Source organism: Lentzea xerophila, from assembly GCF_051094245.1.
In the GTDB taxonomy this organism is placed as follows: domain Bacteria; phylum Actinomycetota; class Actinomycetes; order Mycobacteriales; family Pseudonocardiaceae; genus Lentzea; species Lentzea xerophila.
Map to the genome: position 1 here is coordinate 4293047 of NZ_CP194934.1, position 17719 is coordinate 4310765.

General features: G+C 69.4%; 22 protein-coding genes. 11 read left to right on the plus strand and 11 right to left on the minus strand.

Features of this window, described 5'->3' with window-relative positions; translation table 11 throughout:
• Positions 1–77 precede the first annotated feature (77 nt).
• Together ACRSBM_RS20460 and ACRSBM_RS20465 are read left to right on the plus strand one after the other, a co-directional pair.
• Entirely contained in the window at positions 78–1349 is a 1272-nt protein-coding gene (locus ACRSBM_RS20460; protein WP_434445227.1) for an alpha/beta hydrolase family protein, read from the plus strand.
• Positions 1350–1474: 125 nt separating this feature from the next.
• The gene (locus ACRSBM_RS20465; RefSeq protein ID WP_434445228.1) at positions 1475–1861 is read left to right on the plus strand and encodes an SgcJ/EcaC family oxidoreductase; all 387 of its coding nucleotides are present in this window, start codon (positions 1475–1477) and stop codon (positions 1859–1861) included.
• A gap of 45 nt (positions 1862–1906) precedes the next feature.
• Here ACRSBM_RS20465 and ACRSBM_RS20470 read toward each other — a convergent pair whose 3' ends face one another.
• Positions 1907–2965: a chitinase gene (locus ACRSBM_RS20470; protein WP_434445229.1), complete on the minus strand. Its 1059-nt coding sequence runs from the start codon at positions 2963–2965 to the stop codon at positions 1907–1909.
• Positions 2966–3047: 82 nt separating this feature from the next.
• The gene (locus tag ACRSBM_RS20475; protein WP_434445230.1) at positions 3048–3182 is read right to left on the minus strand and encodes a hypothetical protein; all 135 of its coding nucleotides are present in this window, start codon (positions 3180–3182) and stop codon (positions 3048–3050) included.
• A 674-nt stretch (positions 3183–3856) separates the two neighbouring features.
• On the opposite strand from ACRSBM_RS20475, the gene ACRSBM_RS20480 reads away from it, so the two are divergent.
• Entirely contained in the window at positions 3857–5116 is a 1260-nt protein-coding gene (locus ACRSBM_RS20480; RefSeq protein WP_434445231.1) for an IS701 family transposase, read from the plus strand.
• 138 nt (positions 5117–5254) lie between these two features.
• Here ACRSBM_RS20480 and ACRSBM_RS20485 read toward each other — a convergent pair whose 3' ends face one another.
• Complete coding sequence (locus ACRSBM_RS20485; protein WP_434445232.1) at positions 5255–6199, minus strand: SDR family NAD(P)-dependent oxidoreductase; 945 nt, start codon at positions 6197–6199, stop codon at positions 5255–5257.
• A complete protein-coding gene (locus tag ACRSBM_RS20490) occupies positions 6196–7140 on the minus strand; it encodes an SDR family NAD(P)-dependent oxidoreductase (protein WP_434445233.1) in 945 nt (314 codons plus the stop codon). Before ACRSBM_RS20490 ends, ACRSBM_RS20485 begins: the two co-directional genes overlap by 4 nt.
• 106 nt (positions 7141–7246) lie before the next feature.
• Between ACRSBM_RS20490 and ACRSBM_RS20495 the strand changes: the two genes are divergently transcribed.
• Positions 7247–7798: a TetR/AcrR family transcriptional regulator gene (locus tag ACRSBM_RS20495; RefSeq protein ID WP_434445234.1), complete on the plus strand. Its 552-nt coding sequence runs from the start codon at positions 7247–7249 to the stop codon at positions 7796–7798.
• On the opposite strand, the gene ACRSBM_RS20500 is transcribed toward ACRSBM_RS20495, so the two are convergent.
• Positions 7734–8204: a GbsR/MarR family transcriptional regulator gene (locus ACRSBM_RS20500; RefSeq protein ID WP_434445235.1), complete on the minus strand. Its 471-nt coding sequence runs from the start codon at positions 8202–8204 to the stop codon at positions 7734–7736. The genes ACRSBM_RS20495 and ACRSBM_RS20500 overlap by 65 nt on opposite strands.
• Before the next feature lie 65 nt (positions 8205–8269).
• On the opposite strand from ACRSBM_RS20500, the gene ACRSBM_RS20505 reads away from it, so the two are divergent.
• The 3 genes from ACRSBM_RS20505 to ACRSBM_RS20515 are packed head-to-tail and all read left to right on the plus strand — an operon-like array spanning position 8270 to position 11432.
• Positions 8270–8788: a hypothetical protein gene (locus ACRSBM_RS20505; RefSeq protein WP_434445236.1), complete on the plus strand. Its 519-nt coding sequence runs from the start codon at positions 8270–8272 to the stop codon at positions 8786–8788.
• An 11-nt stretch (positions 8789–8799) separates the two neighbouring features.
• The gene (locus ACRSBM_RS20510) at positions 8800–10314 is read left to right on the plus strand and encodes an alkaline phosphatase D family protein (RefSeq protein ID WP_434445237.1); all 1515 of its coding nucleotides are present in this window, start codon (positions 8800–8802) and stop codon (positions 10312–10314) included.
• Entirely contained in the window at positions 10311–11432 is a 1122-nt protein-coding gene (locus ACRSBM_RS20515; protein ID WP_434445238.1) for a hypothetical protein, read from the plus strand. Before ACRSBM_RS20510 ends, ACRSBM_RS20515 begins: the two co-directional genes overlap by 4 nt.
• Before the next feature lies 1 nt (position 11433).
• Here the strand turns inward: ACRSBM_RS20515 and ACRSBM_RS20520 are convergent, their stop codons facing one another.
• On the minus strand, positions 11434–12468 hold the full coding sequence (locus ACRSBM_RS20520; RefSeq protein ID WP_434453147.1) for an aldo/keto reductase: 1035 nt from the start codon (positions 12466–12468) through the stop codon (positions 11434–11436).
• A gap of 170 nt (positions 12469–12638) precedes the next feature.
• Here ACRSBM_RS20520 and ACRSBM_RS20525 point away from each other — a divergent pair, with 170 nt between their 5' ends.
• The 3 genes from ACRSBM_RS20525 to ACRSBM_RS20535 are packed head-to-tail and all read left to right on the plus strand — an operon-like array spanning position 12639 to position 14303.
• The gene (locus tag ACRSBM_RS20525) at positions 12639–13244 is read left to right on the plus strand and encodes a hypothetical protein (protein ID WP_434445239.1); all 606 of its coding nucleotides are present in this window, start codon (positions 12639–12641) and stop codon (positions 13242–13244) included.
• The gene (locus ACRSBM_RS20530; RefSeq protein ID WP_434445240.1) at positions 13235–13624 is read left to right on the plus strand and encodes a MerR family transcriptional regulator; all 390 of its coding nucleotides are present in this window, start codon (positions 13235–13237) and stop codon (positions 13622–13624) included. Before ACRSBM_RS20525 ends, ACRSBM_RS20530 begins: the two co-directional genes overlap by 10 nt.
• 10 nt (positions 13625–13634) lie before the next feature.
• Entirely contained in the window at positions 13635–14303 is a 669-nt protein-coding gene (locus ACRSBM_RS20535; RefSeq protein WP_434445241.1) for an MOSC domain-containing protein, read from the plus strand.
• Here the strand turns inward: ACRSBM_RS20535 and ACRSBM_RS20540 are convergent.
• The 3 genes from ACRSBM_RS20540 to ACRSBM_RS20550 are packed head-to-tail and all read right to left on the minus strand — an operon-like array spanning position 14300 to position 15499.
• Positions 14300–14707 carry a protein-tyrosine phosphatase family protein gene (locus ACRSBM_RS20540; protein ID WP_434445242.1) on the minus strand — a complete coding sequence of 136 codons (408 nt, stop codon included), beginning with the start codon at positions 14705–14707 and terminating at the stop codon, positions 14300–14302. The two genes, ACRSBM_RS20535 and ACRSBM_RS20540, sit on opposite strands and share 4 nt — an antisense overlap.
• Positions 14708–14723: 16 nt before the next feature.
• On the minus strand, positions 14724–15113 hold the full coding sequence (locus ACRSBM_RS20545) for a DUF1304 family protein (RefSeq protein WP_434445244.1): 390 nt from the start codon (positions 15111–15113) through the stop codon (positions 14724–14726).
• Positions 15110–15499: a cupin domain-containing protein gene (locus ACRSBM_RS20550; RefSeq protein ID WP_434445245.1), complete on the minus strand. Its 390-nt coding sequence runs from the start codon at positions 15497–15499 to the stop codon at positions 15110–15112. The genes ACRSBM_RS20545 and ACRSBM_RS20550 overlap by 4 nt, the downstream gene beginning before the upstream one ends.
• Before the next feature lie 89 nt (positions 15500–15588).
• Between ACRSBM_RS20550 and ACRSBM_RS20555 the strand changes: the two genes are divergently transcribed.
• Positions 15589–16575 (plus strand): helix-turn-helix transcriptional regulator, encoded by a 987-nt coding sequence (locus ACRSBM_RS20555; RefSeq protein ID WP_434445246.1) that lies wholly within the window; start codon positions 15589–15591, stop codon positions 16573–16575.
• A gap of 43 nt (positions 16576–16618) precedes the next feature.
• On the opposite strand, the gene ACRSBM_RS20560 is transcribed toward ACRSBM_RS20555, so the two are convergent.
• Positions 16619–17185, minus strand: a complete 567-nt coding sequence (locus tag ACRSBM_RS20560) for a hypothetical protein (protein ID WP_434445247.1) — start codon at positions 17183–17185, stop codon at positions 16619–16621.
• Positions 17186–17229: 44 nt separating this feature from the next.
• Positions 17230–17652, minus strand: coding sequence for a VOC family protein (locus tag ACRSBM_RS20565; RefSeq protein WP_434445248.1), 423 nt, complete (start codon positions 17650–17652; stop codon positions 17230–17232).
• Positions 17653–17719 lie beyond the last annotated feature (67 nt).

A 17719-nucleotide genomic window follows, 5' to 3' on the forward strand; every position in this document is an offset into this window, starting at 1 on the left:
GATCGCAACGTCAGGGAAATCCCAAGTTTGGGTGAGTGAACTGGACCACTTGCCGGGGCGGACTCACGATTCCCGCCATGAACGTCCTGCTGGCATTCGCACTCACCGCGAGTCTCACGTCGCCGGTACACCTGCCCCCGACCGCACCGTGCCCGGAGAACGTTTCCGCCGGCACCACCTGTTACGAGGGCCGGGACGCCAACGGCGCCTATTACACGATCGCCGTGCCGAAGAAGTGGAACAAGACGCTGGTCGTGCACTCGCACGGCGGTCCCGACCTCGGCGACCCGACGCCCGAACGCACCCGTGAGGACCTGAACCGCTGGGCCGTCATGGTCGAGGAGGGCTACGCCTGGGCAGGCACCTCGTACCGGCGCGGCGGCTACGGCACGCGGATGGCCGCCGAGGACACCGACAACCTGCGCAAGATGGCCAGCGCGATGCTCAAGCCGCACAAGGTCTACCTCCACGGCCAGTCGTGGGGCGGCAACGTCGCGGCCAAGACCATCGAGCTCTACCGTGGCTACGACGCGGCACTGCTCACCAACGGCGTCATGGCGGGCGGCACGCGAGGCTACGACTACCGCGTCGACCTGCGCGCGGTCTACCAGTACTACTGCGGCAACCACCCGCGGCCGTCCGAGGTGCAGTACCCGCTGTGGCAGGGCCTGCGCGCCGACTCCACGATGACCACCTCCGGGCTGCGCGGCCGGATCGAGGAATGCCTCGGCGTGGCCGGTAGCCGCACGCCCGAGCAGCAGCAGAAACTCACCGACATCCTCACGGTGACGAAGATCCCCGAACAGACGCTGAACTCGCACCTGAACTTCGCGACGTTCACGTTCCGCGACATCGTGCACAACCGCCTGGGCGGCAAGAACCCGTTCAGCAACACCGGTGTGGTGTACCAGGGTTCGCACGACGACAAGGCCCTGAACGCCGGCGTAGAACGCTTCGCCGCCGACCCCTCCGCCCGCGCCCAGCTCGCCTACGACAGCGACCTCACCGGCAAGATCGACATCCCGGTCCTGTCCCTGCACGCGATCGGCGACCCGACGGCGTTCGTGGAGCACGAGTCGGCCTACCGCGACACCGTGCTGAAGGCCGGCCGTTGGTACAACCTCGTGCAGACCTTCACGACCGAGGCCACGCACAGCGCGCTCAGCGACTCGGAGTACGCCGCGGCGATGCAGTCGCTGCAGACCTGGGAGAAGCGGGGCGTGCGCGCCAACCCGTTCCTGGTCGCGGCCGCCTGCCCCAGCCACGACAGGAAGTACGGCACCGGCTGCTTCTTCGACCCGTGGTACCGCCCGAACTCCTACGAGTCGCGGGTGGCACCCCGCACGTAACCCGCAAAAGGGGTCGCGCCTCCGAACGTGACCCACAGACGAGGCCCGGCTCGCGCACCGCCTCCGAACCGCTGCGCGAGCCGGGCCTTGACCTCCAGCTTGGTCGAGGTACCACGATCTCGACCATGACCTCCACAGCAGAGATCGAACAGCTCGTCGCCACAGTCGAGCACTCACAGCAGAACGAGCTCCCGGAAGAGTTCATCGGCCTCTTCCGCTCCGACGCGATCTGGACCACCGCCCACGGCAAGCGCCTCACGGGCCGCGACGAGATCGCCTCGTTCACCCGCCAGAAGCTGCCCGGCTCGTCGAAGGAGCAGACCGCCACGTACGAGGTGGCGCACGTGCTGTTCATCCGCCCCGACGTGGCGGCCGTGAAGATCCGCCAGCGCCCGGTCAGGCTCGACGGCACTCCTCTCCTCGACCAGAACGAGGGTTCGCCGCTCTACATCCTGTCCAAAGAGGACGGCGAATGGCGCATCGCCGCCGGGCAGAACACCATCGTGCTCTGATGCCGCTACACCTCGCCTTCCGGCTCCTCGCGGCGCGAGCCCGTTCTACCGGCCCTGCAACGACTTCACGTTGTCACCGAAGGTCCAGCTCTTCGAGCCGTCCCAGTTGATCGACCACGTCATCAACCCCTTGAGCTGGCCGCCGAAGCTGTTCCACGCCTGCCCCACCAGCGAGGGGTTCATGTAGCCGCCACCGGCGCCCGGCTGCGCGGGCAGGCCAGGAACCTGCTTGTCGTAGGGCACCTTGATCGTGGTGCCCTGCACGACCAGCCCCTTGTTCAGGCACTGGGTCTGCGCCACGAACCCCTGCACCGTCCCGGCCTGGTAGCTGTCGCCGGCGCACCCGTACATGGACCCGTTGTAGTACTGCATGTTCAGCCACCACAGACGCCCGTTGTCCGCGTACTTCTTGACGATCGGCAGGTACGCACCCCAGATCGAGCCGTACACGATGCTGCCACCCGTCACGTACGCGGTCTCCGGCGCCATGGTGAGCCCGAACCCGGCCGGCATCGCCGCCAGCACCCCGTCGATGATGCGGATCAGGTTCGCCTGCGAGGCGGACAACTGGGTGATGTTGCCGCTCCCGACCAGCCCGGTCTCGATGTCGATGTCGATCCCGTCGAAGTTGAACCTCTTCAGAATCGGCACGACCGTGGCGACGAACCGGTCGGCCACAGCGGCAGAGCTCAGGTCGATACCCGCCGCCGCACCGCCGATCGACAGCAGGATCGTGGCCCCGGCCGCCTTGGCCGCACACATCTCGGCAGGCGTGGCGACCTTGACGCCGACGTCCATGCCGTCCTCCCACAACACGGTGCCGTCGGAACGGATGACGGGGAACGCCGCGTTGATCACGTTGTAACCGTGCTGCTTGATCCGGCTGTCGGTGATCGGCGTCCAGCCGAACGGCGGATGCACGCCGTTCGACGCGCCATCCCAGTTCTCCCAGTACCCGTGCAGGACCTTGCCGGCCGGGCGGGATTTGAGCGCGCACGTGTCGGCCGCCTGGGCGGTGGACCCGTGGGCGGCGGACGGGACGAGGACGGTGCTCATGAGCAGAAGCAGGGCTGTCAGTGCCCTCGGGAACGAGCGGGCAGACATTCGCTCACCTTTCGCTTACAGGCGGCGACCCACTGTCATTGAAGCACGTAATGGTCCAGACCTCTACTCCTGCCCTCCGCGATCAAAGACCGGCCGTGTCGGCGGGGAAGTCCTCCAGATCGGTGAGGATGTCCGAGCCGTAGTGCCCGAACACGTCGAACAAGATCGCACCGATGATCGCCGGACTGAAAGCGCGTGAGACGGTGTTCGCCGGCATGTCGACTCCGCCTGTCTCATGTGGACAACAGTCGAGCGCGCCGGCGCGGGCACGACCTGGGCGGAGCGGTCGGCGGGAAGCCCTGCGGACTGGCAGCAACTCGTCCGCTGCACAGTGGGCACGCTGCGGTCCGGCCCCCGGCCTCGGTGCGCTCGTCGCCGAACTGTCGCAGCTCAGCGAGGAGCTCTGGCACCTGTGGGACCGTCACGACGTGTATCGCAAAGCAGTACCCGCAAGCTGTTCCACCACGCCGTGACCGGCCCGCTGCCGCCTGCACCAGCACGTGATGGCACTACCTCAAGAGGTACTTGCAGGCGCCATCACGGCCACGGGCAGGGCGGCCCGGGCGAGCAACGGACACAACTTCCGGCGCCCGGCTTGGGTGCGAACGCGGCGACAACGACTCAGTCGCAGCCGAGCCCGATCGCCACAGCACCCTCACCGCACCCCCGTCGACAGGGACGGGCGTTCCCGCCTACTCGGCGAGTGGCGAGTGTCCGGCTGCGGAGGACGACGCTGAAGAGCCGTCTGACCGGCGCGGACCCAGGCCACCTCGCGCCACCACACCGCGCAACCAGCACGCAACCACGTCGCCGAGTTCCAGCGCCGGACCCTAGTAGTGCTTTGTTAGGTGTGGGTGCGCGGGTGGATGTCGCGTGTGATCTTCTTGCGGGGTGCGTCCGGAGGAGATGGCTCGGGTTCGGCCGGTGATTGAGGACTTCGCCGCGTCGATGTTCGGCGGGTTCGCGCGGCGTGACCAGCGGGTGAAGGGCGAGCTGTATCTGCGCGGGTTGATGCTGGACGGCAAGCGCAAGTCGATGCAGCCGATGGCGGAGCGGCTCGGGGTCGATCATCAGCAGTTGCAGCAGTTCGTGTCCACCTCGACGTGGGATCACGTCGAGGTGCGGCGACGCCTGGCCGAGTGGGCCGGTGAGTTCGTCGATCCGGACGCGCTAGTGATCGACGACACCGGGTTTCCCAAGGACGGCAAGGATTCCCCCGGTGTGGCGCGCATGTATTGCGGTGCGCTGGGCAAGACCGGGAACTGCCAGATCGGGGTGAGCGTGCACGCGGTCACCGACTGGGCCTCGGCCGCGATCGACTGGCGACTGTTCCTGCCGGAATCCTGGGACGACGAGAAAACCACCGATGAGCAGGCCGCCGCCGAGATCCGTGCGCGGCGGGCCCGCAGCCAGGTCCCGGACGAGGTGCGTCATCGGGAGAAGTGGCGCCTCGCGCTGGACATGCTCGACGAGGTCATCACCGAGTGGGGCCTGCCCCAGCGGCCCGTGGTGGCCGACGCCGGCTATGGCGATGCCACCGAGTTCCGGCTCGGCCTGACCGAGCGCGGCCTGGCCTACGTGCTGGCCGTCAGGGCAGACGCGACCGCCCACCTCGCCGACGCGGTGCCGACCACCGCGGCCTGGGCCGGTAACGGCCGCCCGCCAGGACCGCGTTACCAGGACAAACCTGTGGATCTGAAGACTCTTGCCATGAACGCCGGCCGGTCGGCGGGCAAGTTCGTGGTCTGGCGGCACGGAACTAAGAAGACGCCAGGCAATCCGACCGCGAGCATGCGGTCACGGTTCCTCACGCTGCGGGTCCGGCCGGCCAACCGCAACATTCCCCGCAATCCCGACGGGAGCCTGCCCGAGTGCTGGCTGCTGGCCGAGTGGCCGCCCGGCGCACCCGAGCCCACCGACTACTGGCTTTCCACCCTGCCCGCCGACATCCGGCTGCGGGATCTGGTGCGGCTGGCCAAGATCCGCTGGCGCATCGAGCACGACTACCGCGAACTCAAAGACGGCCTCGGCCTGGACCACTTCGAAGGCCGTTCCTGGCTCGGCTGGCACCGCCACGTCACCCTCGCCGCCGTCGCCCAAGCCATCTGCACCCAGCTCCGCCGCACCCCAAAAGCCCCTGCGCAGGCCTGACGCTCTACGCGGTCCTGCGCGAACTCCAGGCCTTACTCGCGGTCTGGACAGGCGTCTGCCACACCTGCCGACAACCCGTCCAGACCCCAACACCCAACACAACAACACCCCAGGTCAGCAACACCTAACAAAGCACTACTAGGCCGCCTTCAGGGACCAGAGAGTCTCCTCCGAGACCTTCCACAGCTGGGCCGCCGCCTCCCCGTCCTGCGCGTACGGCGCGACGCCGCGCAGGTGGGAGCCACCGGAGACCGGGGCGGCCTCGTTGCAGTCCTCGAAGTACCTGCCCGAGATGCCGTCCAGCAAGGGCGTGGTGGCGACGACCAGGGTGGTGGCGGCGCCCTGCTCCGGGGTTTTCACGCGACGGGTGGCCGCGGCGCCGCTCAGGCGGATGCGCTCCTGCAGTTCGTCGCGAGTGAGGTGGCGCTGGAGGTTCGTGGCGATGCTGCCCGGCATCAGCGCGTTCATCGTGATGCCTTCGGCGGCCCAGCGGCGGCCGGCCTCGACGCCGAAGAGGATGTTCGCGGTCTTCGACTGGCCGTAGGCCTGCCAGCGGTCGTACTCGCGGCGTTCGTAGTGGATGTCCTCGAACACCACCTCGCCCATGAGGTGCGCCGACGAGCTCACGTTCACCACTCGGGCGCCCTCGGCGCGCAGGGAGTTGAACAGGCCCAGGGTCAGGGCGAAGTGGCCGAGGTGGTTGGTCGCGAACTGCAGCTCCCAGCCTTCCGGGGTGCGGGTGAGCGGGGTCGCCATGACGCCGGCGTTGTTGACCAGCAGGTGCAGCGGGCCGTCCCAGTTGCGGGCGAAGGCCTTCACCGAGCCCTGCGCGGACAGGTCGAGGTGAGCCACGGAGATCTGCCTGTTGCCGGTGGACTTGATCAGCGACGACGCCACGCGCTGGCCCGCGTCGATGTCGCGGGCCGCGATGGTGACCTCGGCGCCGGCGACGGCCAGCGCTCGCACCGTCTCGACGCCGATGCCCGACGCGCCGCCGGTGACCACGGCGCGGCGGCCGGCCAGGTCAGCGACGTTCGCGACTTCCAGCGCGGTGGTCTCGGAATCGAATCCTGTGGTGATCATGCCTGCACCTTCAGCGTTTCCTCGGAGACCTTCCACAGCTGGGCGGCGGCCTCGGGGTCGGCCGCGTAGGCGGCTAGGCCGTTGGTCGTGCCCTCGGCGTGTGGAAGTGCCTCGTTGCAGTCTTCGAAGTAGAGGCCCGAACGGCCCTCCACCAATGGCGACACGGCGAGCACCAGCGTGGTGGCCGCGCCTTGCTCCGGCGTCTTGAGCCGCAGCGGCTTCGAGCCGCCGCGCAGCCTCCGCCGCTCCTCCAGCTCCGCTGGTGTGATGTGCCGCTGCAGTGCGGTCAGGATCCCGCCCGGCATCAGGGCGTTCATCGTGATGCCCTCGCCGGACCAGCGCCGGCCGGCCTCGACGCCGAAGAGGATGTTCGCCGTCTTCGACTGGCCGTACGCCTGCCAGCGGTCGTACTCGCGGCGCTCGAAGTGGATGTCGTCGAACACCACGGGACTCGCCAGGTGGCCGGCCGAGCTGACGTTCACGACGCGGGCACCCTCGGCGCGCAGCGCGTCGAACAAGCCCAGCGTTAACGCGAAGTGGCCGAGGTGGTTCGTGGCGAACTGGAGCTCCCAGCCCTCCGGCGTGCGGGTCAGCGGCGACGCCATGACGCCCGCGTTGTTGATCAGCAGGTGCAGCGGCCCGTCCCACGCCCGCGCGAAGGCCCTGACCGACTCCTGCGACGTCAGCTCCAGCGGAGCGACGACGACGGCGCTGTTGCCCGTGGTCGCGGTGACGTCGGTGGCGACTCTCTCGCCTGCCTCGACGTCGCGCGCCGCGATGGTGACCTCGGCACCGGCGGCCGCGAGGGCACGCACGGTCTCGACGCCGATGCCCGACGCCCCACCGGTGACCACGGCGCGACGGCCCGAGAGGTCGACGCCCTCGACGACCTCGAGCGCGGTGCTCTCGAAGCCGAACGAGGTGGTGATGCGCTCACTCATCCAATTCCCCACTTGTGTCGTACACTGAAACGGAGGTCCCTCCGGTTCGAGTTCCACAGTAAGCGGAGGACCCTCCGCTTAGCAAGTCCCCCACAGGAGTGATGAAGTGCGCGCTGACGCGGTCCGGAACCGAGGGCTGCTCATCGAGGTGGCGCTCGACGCGTTCACCCACAAGAAAGACGTGACGCTCGGCGCCATCGCCAAGAAGGCGGGCGTCGGGATCGGCACGCTGTACCGCCACTTCCCCACCCGTGAGGCACTGATCGAGGCGGTCTACCGCACAGAGCTCGAGAAGCTCTGCGACGCGGCCCCCGAACTCGCGGAGACCCACGAACCGGAAGCGGCACTGCGGGAGTGGATGGACCGCTTCATCGCCTACGCCGCGACGAAGCACGACCTCAAGGAAGCCCTGCAGGCCGTGATCGCGGCGGGCATGAACCCGTTCGAGCACAGCCGGGCGAAGATGGTCGAGGCCGTCTCCAGCCTGCTCGCTCCGCTGGGAGCGCGGACGAGGCCGTTGGACCTGATGGCACTACTGGTCGGCGTCGCGCAGAACGGCGACCCGGCTCAGGCGAGGCGGATGCTCGACCTGATCATGGACGGGATCCTCCACGGCGCTGCTGCTCGAACCGCTCCACCAGCGCCGGAACCTCGTTGAGCAGGTAGGTGTAGAAGTCGCGCATGTAGGTGAGGCGGTCGTACGCGGGCCCCGGACCGACGGCGTCGACGCCCCGCTGAACGGCGCTGAGCACGTCGTCGATGGTCGCGTGCTGCCGCGAGTACAGCGTGGTCCAGGCGTTGTCGCGCATCCGGAAGTGCTCGCGGCGGCTCCCCGCCACGAAGCTCCGCTCGATCAGCCCCATCTGCGCGACCATCTTGATGGCGCCGGACACCGATCCGGCACTCACCCCGAGCTCGCCGGCGAGATCCCCCGCGGTCAGCGACTCCTTGTCGGAGAACAGGAACGCCGCCAGCGCCCGCGCGCCCATCCGCTGCATCCCGGCACCGACCAGGGTGAGCGCCAGCTGCTCGGCCGCTTCCCTGCGCCTTGTCTCGTCCGTCACAGCTCTCCTGTATTCAGAAATTTCTGAATGTTCGCTAGCCTCAATCTTAGGGGAAGGGGCTGGCAATGGCCACAGCACTCGTCGTGGGCGCCGGAACTTCCGGTCTCGCCACCGCACTCCGGCTCGCCCGCAGCGAGTGGGAGGTCGTCGTGCTCGACCACGGCGTCCACCACGAGCGCGTCCTGATCACCGGCCCGGACCACCACGCCGCGAGGAGGCTCGCCGCCCTCCCGCACCCGCTGCACTACGAGACCAGGTGCAGCACGGTCACCGCGCTGCACCCGGACCGGTTCGGCGTCACGGTCGCGTTCGACGACCACGACGACGAGTGGTTCGACATCGTCGTGTGCGCCCAGCCGTGCTGCGCGGCCGAGCGACTACCCGGCCTGCGCCTGCGGTCCTGGTCCCGCGACCACGTGGCGTTGCTCTACCGCGCCGTCAGGGAGACCCGGCTCCCGCTCTGCGCCGCCGAACTGCTCGCCGACGCGCTCGACCTGCACCTCGACGACCACGCCGCCTTTGCTTGGTGGGAAACCACGTTGAAGCCGCACGCCGTTAGGCGGTCCTTTACCCGCGTGCGGTAAGCCTGCGGGTCATGACCACGTTACGGAGACGCACCTTCATCGTGGGCGGCCTCGCGGGAGCGAGCGCCGGCGTCCTGCTCCCCGCACTGGCCAACGCGATCGGCTACCCGTTCACCCTGGGTGTCGCGTCCGGCGAACCGGCGGCGGACGGGTTCGTGATCTGGACCCGCCTCGCCCCCAACCCGCTGGGCGCCGACGGACTCGGCGGCATGCCGAACACCAACACCGCCGTCGAATGGCAGGTCGCCACCGACGAGCGCTTCACGAGCGTCGCCCGCACCGGCACGGTCACCACCACCCAGGCGAGCGCTCACTCCGTGCACGTCACCCTCACCGGACTGGAGCCGGGACGCGAGTACTGGTACCGCTTCCGCACCGGCGGACACATCTCCCCCGCCGGCCGCGCCCTCACCGCACCGGCCGTCGGCACCCGGCCCGAGCTGACCATGCTCTTCGCCTCGTGCTCGCACTACGAGGAGGGCTACTTCACGGCCTACCGCCGGATGGCCGAGGAACACCCCGACCTGATCCTGCATCTCGGCGACTACATCTACGAAGGCGCCGCCACCACCACGAAGGTCCGCAGGTTCACGCCCGCCGGCGAGATCAGCACGCTCGCGAACTACCGGGTCCGCCACGCCCAGTACAAGACCGACCCGGACCTGCAGGCCGCACACGCCACCGCGCCGTGGCTCGTCGTCTGGGACGACCACGAGGTGGAGAACAACTACGCCGATCTCGTGCGCAACGACACCAACCCGGCCGGCGACTTCAAGGCACGCCGCGCGGCCGCGTACAAGGCGTACTACGAACACATGCCGCTGCGCAGCGCCCAGGCACCGACCGCGGAGAACATGCTGCTGCACCGCAGGGTCCGCTGGGGCAGCCTCGCGACGTTCCACATGCTCGACACCCGCCAGTACCGCGACGACCAGGCCTGTGGAGACGGCACGAAGGTCTGCCCGGCCGCCGACGACCCGGCACGCACGCTCACCGGCACCTCCCAGGAGACGTGGCTGGTCGACGGCCTGCGCCAGAAGCTCGGCACGTGGGACTTCCTGGGCCAGCAGGTGTTCTTCGCGCAACGCCTCGCCGCGGCGGACGGCTCGAAGAGCATGGACTCCTGGGACGGCTACACCGCCAACCGCACGCGCATCCAGAACGCCTGGGACAGCAACGGGAACAAGGGCACGGTCGTGCTCACCGGCGACGTGCACCGCAGCTGGGCCGCGAACCTCATGCAGAGCTACCAGTCGCAGAACCGGATCATCGGCACCGAGCTCGTCACCACGTCGATCACCTCCGGCGGCGACGGCAACGCGGCCGACAACAGCCTCAACCCGGCGCTGAACCCGCACGTGAAGTACTTCAAGAACCTGCGCGGGTACGTGAAGACCCGGACCAACAGCACCGAGATGCGGGTCGACTTCCGCGCCGTCGACAAGGTCACCGTGCGCGACTACCCGGTCAAGACCGTCGGGAGCTACGTCGTCGAAGCCACCAACCCCGGATTGCAGGCGCCGTGAAGACACTGCTGATCGCGAGCCTCCTGCTGGCACCCGCCCCCATGACGTGGTCCACGGTCAACAGTGACTCGACCGGCGACCAGGACAACGCCTCCGTCTCGGCCACCCGCAACGGCTACACGGCCGTCGTGTGGGAGGACGACCGCGACACCACCGGCCCCGCCGACCCCGTCCACTCCGACGTCTGGATCCGGCTCTACAAGGAGGGAACGTCCGTCTACGAGAAGAAACTCTCGAACGGGGGCACCGGGAACTGGCGCCACTGGCAGCCGGACGTGTCGCTGCACGAGAACGGCACCGCCGTGGTCGTGTGGTCGGAAGACCCCGACGGCAACGGCTACTACAACATCGCGGTCCGCTCGGTCAGTGCGAGCGGGACGGTGTCGGGTTCCGGCAGGGCCAACGCGAACGCCGACGGCCAGCAGTACTTCCCCAGCGTCGCGGCCGACCCTGACACCGGCGGCTTCGCGGTGACGTGGGAGGACAAGCAGGGCACCAGCCCGCCCACCGTGCGGGTGGGCATGTTCGCCTCGATCTCGTCGAAGTCCTACGAGGCCCAGGTGAACAACGCCGGTGGCACCCACGCCAAGCCGCGGACGGCGATGGGTGCCGCCGGCAACGCGATCGTCGTGTGGGAGGCGGACGCGAACGTCGCCCGCAAGATCGTCACCCCGTCCGGCGGCGTGAAGCAGACGCAGACCACGACGGGGCAAGGAAAACGCCCCGCCGTGGCGGCCAACTTCAACGGCGACTTCGCGGTCGCCTGGGAGCAGTCCGGGGTCCGGACGCAGTCCTTCACCGCCGCCGGAGCACCCCGCGGCACGGTCGCGCAGACCACCGGCGCCGATCCGCAGATCGGCATCGACGACCAGCTCGGCGTCGCGGTGACCACGGCGGAGGCGCAGGACGTCCACACGACCGTCTACAACCCCGACGGCACCACCACGGGGCGCCCGCCGAGGCAGCTCACGGTCTCGACCGCCACCGGCAGGCAGGACGAGCCCGCTGTCGGCGTCGACCCGTGGGGCCGCGTCACCGTCGTCTACACCGACGACAACGACGGCAACGGGTTCGACCAGATCTACCTCGGCACCGGCCTGAGCACCCGGGCATGGTGAGTCAGCGCTGATCGACCGGCCTGCGTCGCTGGTGCACGTCCACCAGCGACGCGGGCCGCCAGCCGGCGTGCACGTCGTAGGTGTCCGTACCGGGCGGCACGATCTCGTCGATCCGGTCCAGCACGTCATCGGTCAGGACCAGCGAAGCGCCCTTCAGCAACGACTCCAGCTGTTCCATCGTGCGCGGTCCGGTGATCGCCGACGTCACCGCCGGATGCGTCGTCACGAACGCGATCGCCAGAGCCGGCAGCGACACCCCCATCTCGCCGGCCAGCTTCGCGAACTGCTCCACGGCCTCGAACTTCGCCGCGTTGCCGGGCACCGACTCGTCGAACCGCTCCGGCGTCAGCGTCGCGCGGAACGCCTCCGCCGACGTGCCCCGCCGGTGCTTGCCGGACAGGAACCCACTGGCCAGCGGGCTCCACGTGAGCACGCCCATCCCGAGCCGCTGACACGTCGGCAGCACCGACCGCTCGATCCCGCGCGCCAGCATCGAGTAGGGCGGCTGCTCGGTCCGGAACCGCATCAGCCCGCGGTGCAGCGACACGTGGTGCGCCTCGACGATCTCCGACGCCGGGAACGTCGAGCACCCGAACGCCCGGATCTTGCCCTCCCGCACCAGATCCGTCAGCACCGACAGCGTCTCCTCCACGTCGGTCGTGTAGTCCGGCCGGTGCACCTGGTAGACGTCGATCCAGTCGGTGTCCAACCGCCGCAGGCTGTCCTCGACGGCCCGCACGACGTAGCGCCGCGAGTTGCCGCTGCGGTTGCGGCCCTTCCCCAGCGGGAAGTGCACCTTCGTGGCCAGCACGACGTCGTCGCGGCGGCCGGCGAGGGCCTTGCCGACGATCTGCTCGGACTCCCCCGCCGAGTACATGTCCGCGGTGTCCACGAAGTTGATGCCCGCGTCGAGGGCGCGGTGGATGATCCGCACGCCCTCTTCGTGGTCGTTGTTGGCGACGGACCCGAACATCATGGCGCCGAGGCAGTGGTGGCTGACCTCGATGCCGGTTCCCCCGAGTACGCGATAGCGCATGTTCATGCGCCAGAACCTACGAAGTAGAGCCGACTCTAGGTCAAGACCGCCGGTACCGTCGTGATCATGACCTCCGACGATGCGACGCCACAGCTGTTCCACCTCTCCCCGCTGCCACGCACGACCGTGCGGCCGCCTGCCTGACCCTGCTGCGCGACCTGGCCGGCAAGGTGGGTGTCGACGTCCCGGACGACACCGACGCCAGATCATGGCGCCACGCGGCCAGATATGCCCTTGGCAAAGCCATCTCCGCACGAGCGAACGAGCAGGTGCCCGACGAGTGGTTCGAGCCGTTGCCGCGAGCGGCCGTCCACGAACCGGACCCCAGCTTCAGCCGCCAGCTGGTCGGACCCGCCATGGCGGCGTTCGGCCGCCGGCGCGTGATGCTCGCGCTCCTCGGCTTCCTCGAGTCCAGCGAACCCGCCGACGTCGCGGGTGCCGCGAAAGCCTGGTACCACACCGGATTCAGGGCGTACGCACCCGGCTACACCGGGCCTGCCCCGGACCGCGAGGCCGAGCGGACGACGTTCCGCGAGCTGCACGGGCGGTACAGGGTGGTCGCGCTGCGTCGCTTCGTGGCCGACGAGGACCTCGACGTCCGGCGCCGCATCCTGCCGGGCCTGCCGCTGGACCAGGCGTCCTACCCCGCCGAGCTGCACGACCTGGTGGCCGAGGCCGTGCGGATCGCCCGCACCTCCGACGACTACCTCCGGCATCGGGTCGAGATCCAGGTCCGCCAGAAGGACCAGCACCTATGCTCGGTCCCATGGGGCTGAGCATCGGACAGGTGGCCGAACGCACCGGGCTGAGCGTGCACGCGCTGCGGTTCTACGAGAAGGAAGGCATCCTCGCGCACCAGGTCCACAGAGGACCGGGCGGGCGCCGGGTGTACACCCAGCAGGACGTCGACTGGCTGCGGATGTGCATCATGCTGCGGATGTCCGGGATGCCCGTGCCGGAGATCCGCCGCTACACCGAGCTCGTCCGCCAGGGCGACGGCAACGAGCCGCAGCGCCTGGACATCCTCAAGGAGCACCAGGAACGCGTCCGCCAGCAGATGGTGCAGCTGCAGGAGTGCATGGACCTGATCACCCGCAAAGTGGGCATGTACCAGGACTACGTCAATTCGATCGCCGCCAGGGCCGTCGGGCAATAGGGTCGAAGTCATGCCCGTCGTGCTCTCGCTGAACGTCGCCCAGAAGACTGCCCCGGCCGACTACGCCCGCACGGGCGTCACCGGCATCGACAAGCGCCCGGTCGACGGACCGCTGCAGGTCAGCCCACCCGGAGACAAGGGGTCGGCGGGCAGCGGCGTCGCGAGCGACTCGATCGGCGACTGGACCGCGCACGGCGGCGACTACCAGGCCGTGTACGGCTACGCGCGCGAGGACCTGGACTGGTGGCAGTCCGAGCTCGGTGTCGAGCTGCGCAACGGCCAGTTCGGCGAGAACCTGACCACCCAGGGCGTCGACCACACGTCCGCGCTGGTCGGCGAGCGGTGGCGGATCGGCACGGCACTGCTGGAGGTCTCCGGGCCTCGCATCCCGTGCCGGACGTTCGCCGAGTTCCTCGCACAGCGCGGCTGGGTGAAGCGGTTCACCCAGGTCGTGCGCCCCGGCGCCTACTTCCGCGTGATCGAGGCCGGCCTGGTCGCACCGGGCGACGAGATCACCGTGGTGCACCGCCCGGACCACGACGTGACGGTCGAGCTGTTCTTCCGGGCGGTCACCACGCAGGCCGAGCTGCTGCCCCGGTTGCTCGCGGCGGGCGACTCGGTGCCGCCCGAGGTGGTCGACCTCGTGCACAAGCGTTCCGCCGTCGAGCTCGACTCCTAACCGACGGGGAAGTTCCTGACCCATCGTTTCTGCCACGGCGTCTCGACGGCACGCCGGTGGTAGTTCGCGCGCGTCCACGCCACGGCCTCCAGGGCCGGAACACCGGCGAGCACGGCCAGGCACGAGATCACCGTGCCGGTCCGCCCGATGCCGCCGCTGCACGCCACCTCGACGCGGTCGCCGGCCAGCGCTCGGGCGTGCAGCGCGCGGATCATCCCGATCGCGGAGTCGTGGTCGCGCGGGAGACGGAAGTCCGGCCAGTCGATCCAGTCGTGCGGCCACGGCACGTCGACCGGCCGCGGCTGCAGGTACACCCCGTACGCGGGATGCGGCTCCACGAGCTTGCCGTCGCGGAGGCCACGCCCCGTGACCAGGGCTCCGTCAGGTAGTTGCACCGTCTTCAAGAACGCTTCCCCCAAACTAGGCGAACACCAGCACGACGAGCGGCGGAATCCCTTCCGCCGCAACGCCTCCCCACGCCTGGTTGCGCGGCCTGCTCATCGCCAGCTGGTCGGCGACGGCCAGCACCACGCTGCCCAGCACCATGAACCACGACACGTAGAAGACCAGGGTGCGCCCGACCAGTTCGTGCCCGCTGTGCAGTGCGATCAGCCCGGCGATCAGTCCGCACGCCAGGAACAGGTTGTAGAACCCCACCCCGAACGCCCACAACCGGATCGCCGGCACGTCATCGGCCGGCTGCCCGAACACGCTGTGGTGGACGCGGTGGATCAGGAAAGCCTCCCACACCCACACGACGAGGTGGACGAGGATCGCGACAACCGCCGCGACCTGGGCGACGACGCTCACAACGTCACCCCGTGCCGTTCCAGGGCCTCGAAGCCGTTCGACGACAGGTCGCGGAAGAACGCGCCCATCGCGTCCCCCACGGCGAAAGCCAGGAACTGCACGGACGACGTGTGGACGGTGAACGTGTGCGATGCGTTGGGCGGGATCGTGATGGCGTCACCCGGAGACAGGTCGTGCAACTCGCCGTCGAGCAACACGGCCATACGTCCGTGCAACACGAAGTAGGCCTTCGACCAGGGCGTGCGGTGCGGTGGCGCGGCCTCACCTCGTGGCGCGTCCACCTCGAACAGCTCGTAGGCGCCGCCGGTGTGCTTCCCCGAGATCCGGACGGTGATCTGTGCGTCGGGCGCGGTCAGTTCCTCGCCCTCGCCAACGGTGGTCATCATGCCGAGAAGCGTCCGCGCGCCGGCGGAGCACGGACATCCCGGAAAACTGGGATGCCCCGCCAGGCCACCACGAGCGCATACTGCCAACCATGTGGGAGGGCCGGGCGCTGGGCGTGCGACGCGACGTCACAGCGCTGGCGAGCGCGGGTCTCGGCGTCACGGAACTGCACACGGCCGCCATCGCGCTGGTCGGCCGGGTGGTCCCGTGCGAGCTCACCTGCTGGGCTTCGATGGACCCGGACTCCGGCGCGATCAGCTCGATGACCAGCGGCGTCAACCGCATCCCGCCGCAGTACGAGCCGGTCCTCGCGAACTGCGAGTACACCCCCGGCGAACCCCACACCTTCACGTCACTGGCGCAGCGCGGCGACACCGTGGCGAAACTGGAGGACGAGCGGTCCGCCCGGCTCAACGAGGTCTGGCTGCCGCTGGGCCTGCGCCACGAACTGCGGTCGCTGTTCTGGGCCGACGACACGTGCTGGGGCGCGGCGGGAATGGTGCGCACGAGCGACTTCAGCGACCGCGAACTGGAGTTCATGGCCTCGGTGGCACCCGCGCTGGGCGCCGCCACCCGTGCCGCGGCGCGCATCGCGGCCCGGCGGACCGGCGCGCCCGCCATCGTCGTGGTGACGGACGGCGGGACCATCCGCGCGTCGACGGCCTCCGCCGCGCAGTGGCGGGACGAACTGGAGGAGGTGGCGCCGGGCCGCTTCGCGGTGATGCTGCGCGCCGCCGCGGCAGGAGCGCGTTCCGGCACGTTCAGGGCCAGGGTCCGCGACGCCCACGGCGGCTGGATCCTGCTCGAAGCCAGCGAGCTCGTGAGCGACGACGGCTTCGAGGCGGCCGTGACGATCAGCCGGGCGTCCGGCGCGGAACTGCTCGGGCTGCTGCTCAAGGCGCACGGCGTGACCGTCCGCGAACAGGACATCTGCCACGAGGTCCTCGCCGGGCAACCGACGTCGGAGATCGCGGCACGGCTGAACATCTCGCCCTACACCGTGCAGGACCACCTCAAGTCGGTCTTCGGGAAGTTCGGCGTGCGCAGCCGGGCGGAGCTGGTCGCCAGACTGTCCTAGCCGGGCGGTGGCCCCCACACTGCCCTGACCTGTGCAGATGCCCTCAGCGAACGGCGCCTTCCGGCCACAGGACGGTGACCGGCACGCCTCGCGACCGCGCGTGGGCCACGACGTCGGCCGTCCCACCGGCACCACGCCCAGGCCGGCCGTCCCACACGGCGAGCAGCGAGTCGGACTCCTCGATCATCCGCTTGCCCGCCTCCATGTACGCGTGCGGGTCCGGCGTGACGAACGGAAGCTGCACGACCTTGCCCGCACGGGCGAGCAACCGGTCGTGGACGGGCCGGTGGTTCTCGGGCAGCGCCTCGCGGTACCTGGCTGCGGGCAGCACGGCGACGAGCACGCCGCCCGCATCCAGCACAGCCTGCGCGAACACCGCGTCCGCGCCGTCCGCCAGGCACGACACCCCGATGACCGCACCGTCCGACGCGGCCACGGCGGCGCGGATCATCCGGTCGATCTCCGCCTCGACCTCGGCGGAGAGGCCACGATGCCCGGTGATGGCGAGCCGCGTCGTCATCGCCGCAGGATAGGTCGCCTCGAACGTGATCAGCGGCGCGGTGTTCTGGCGGGCCGGCACAGAGCCGCTCGGCCCGCGGCCCCAGGGCACGCAGGCCATCTGCCTGGCGATCCCGCGACGGCGCCGGCCTCCCCTCAGCCTCGACGTTCGCGGTTCTGCTCGGCGACAGCCAGGTAGTGGGTGTTCGTCATGACCCCGAGGATGTTGCCGAACGGATCGATCACGGACGCCGTCACGAACCCCTCACCCCGCACGCGAGGTTCGTCGTGCGTCGTGGCGCCGAGCTCCTGCAACCGGGCCAGCGTCGCGTCGAGGTCGTCCACCGCCCAGTAGAGGATCTCCCCCGCCGGCCCGCCGGACGGCGTCACCTCGAAGCGGCGGTGCACGATGCCCAGCTCGGCCTGGTAGTCGCCGATGCGGAACTCGACGTACGCGAGCAGCCCGTCCGGGGTGCTCCGCTCGAAGTAGGCCTCGACGCCGAGGAACGACGCGTACCAGGCGCGGGCCTCGGCCAGGTCGTCGGCGAAGTAGGACACGGTCGACATGCCTCGCAACATCGGGACTCCTCAGATTTTTTCCGGGTGGTGTCTTCTACCTTCGGCCGTAAAGTGCTCATCCAGTGAG

Coding starts and splice junctions, on each gene's coding strand:
- ACRSBM_RS20555 (WP_434445246.1), top strand. CDS start 15,589: ATGTGGGAGGGCCGGGCGCTGGGCGTGCGACGCGACGTCACAGCGCTG.
- ACRSBM_RS20550 (WP_434445245.1), bottom strand. CDS start 15,499: ATGATGACCACCGTTGGCGAGGGCGAGGAACTGACCGCGCCCGACGCA.
- ACRSBM_RS20535 (WP_434445241.1), top strand. CDS start 13,635: ATGCCCGTCGTGCTCTCGCTGAACGTCGCCCAGAAGACTGCCCCGGCC.
- ACRSBM_RS20565 (WP_434445248.1), bottom strand. CDS start 17,652: ATGTTGCGAGGCATGTCGACCGTGTCCTACTTCGCCGACGACCTGGCC.
- ACRSBM_RS20530 (WP_434445240.1), top strand. CDS start 13,235: ATGGGGCTGAGCATCGGACAGGTGGCCGAACGCACCGGGCTGAGCGTG.
- ACRSBM_RS20485 (WP_434445232.1), bottom strand. CDS start 6,199: ATGATCACCACAGGATTCGATTCCGAGACCACCGCGCTGGAAGTCGCG.
- ACRSBM_RS20470 (WP_434445229.1), bottom strand. CDS start 2,965: ATGTCTGCCCGCTCGTTCCCGAGGGCACTGACAGCCCTGCTTCTGCTC.
- ACRSBM_RS20510 (WP_434445237.1), top strand. CDS start 8,800: ATGACCACGTTACGGAGACGCACCTTCATCGTGGGCGGCCTCGCGGGA.
- ACRSBM_RS20520 (WP_434453147.1), bottom strand. CDS start 12,468: ATGCGCTATCGCGTACTCGGGGGAACCGGCATCGAGGTCAGCCACCAC.
- ACRSBM_RS20505 (WP_434445236.1), top strand. CDS start 8,270: ATGGCCACAGCACTCGTCGTGGGCGCCGGAACTTCCGGTCTCGCCACC.
- ACRSBM_RS20490 (WP_434445233.1), bottom strand. CDS start 7,140: ATGAGTGAGCGCATCACCACCTCGTTCGGCTTCGAGAGCACCGCGCTC.
- ACRSBM_RS20475 (WP_434445230.1), bottom strand. CDS start 3,182: ATGCCGGCGAACACCGTCTCACGCGCTTTCAGTCCGGCGATCATCGGT.
- ACRSBM_RS20465 (WP_434445228.1), top strand. CDS start 1,475: ATGACCTCCACAGCAGAGATCGAACAGCTCGTCGCCACAGTCGAGCAC.
- ACRSBM_RS20460 (WP_434445227.1), top strand. CDS start 78: ATGAACGTCCTGCTGGCATTCGCACTCACCGCGAGTCTCACGTCGCCG.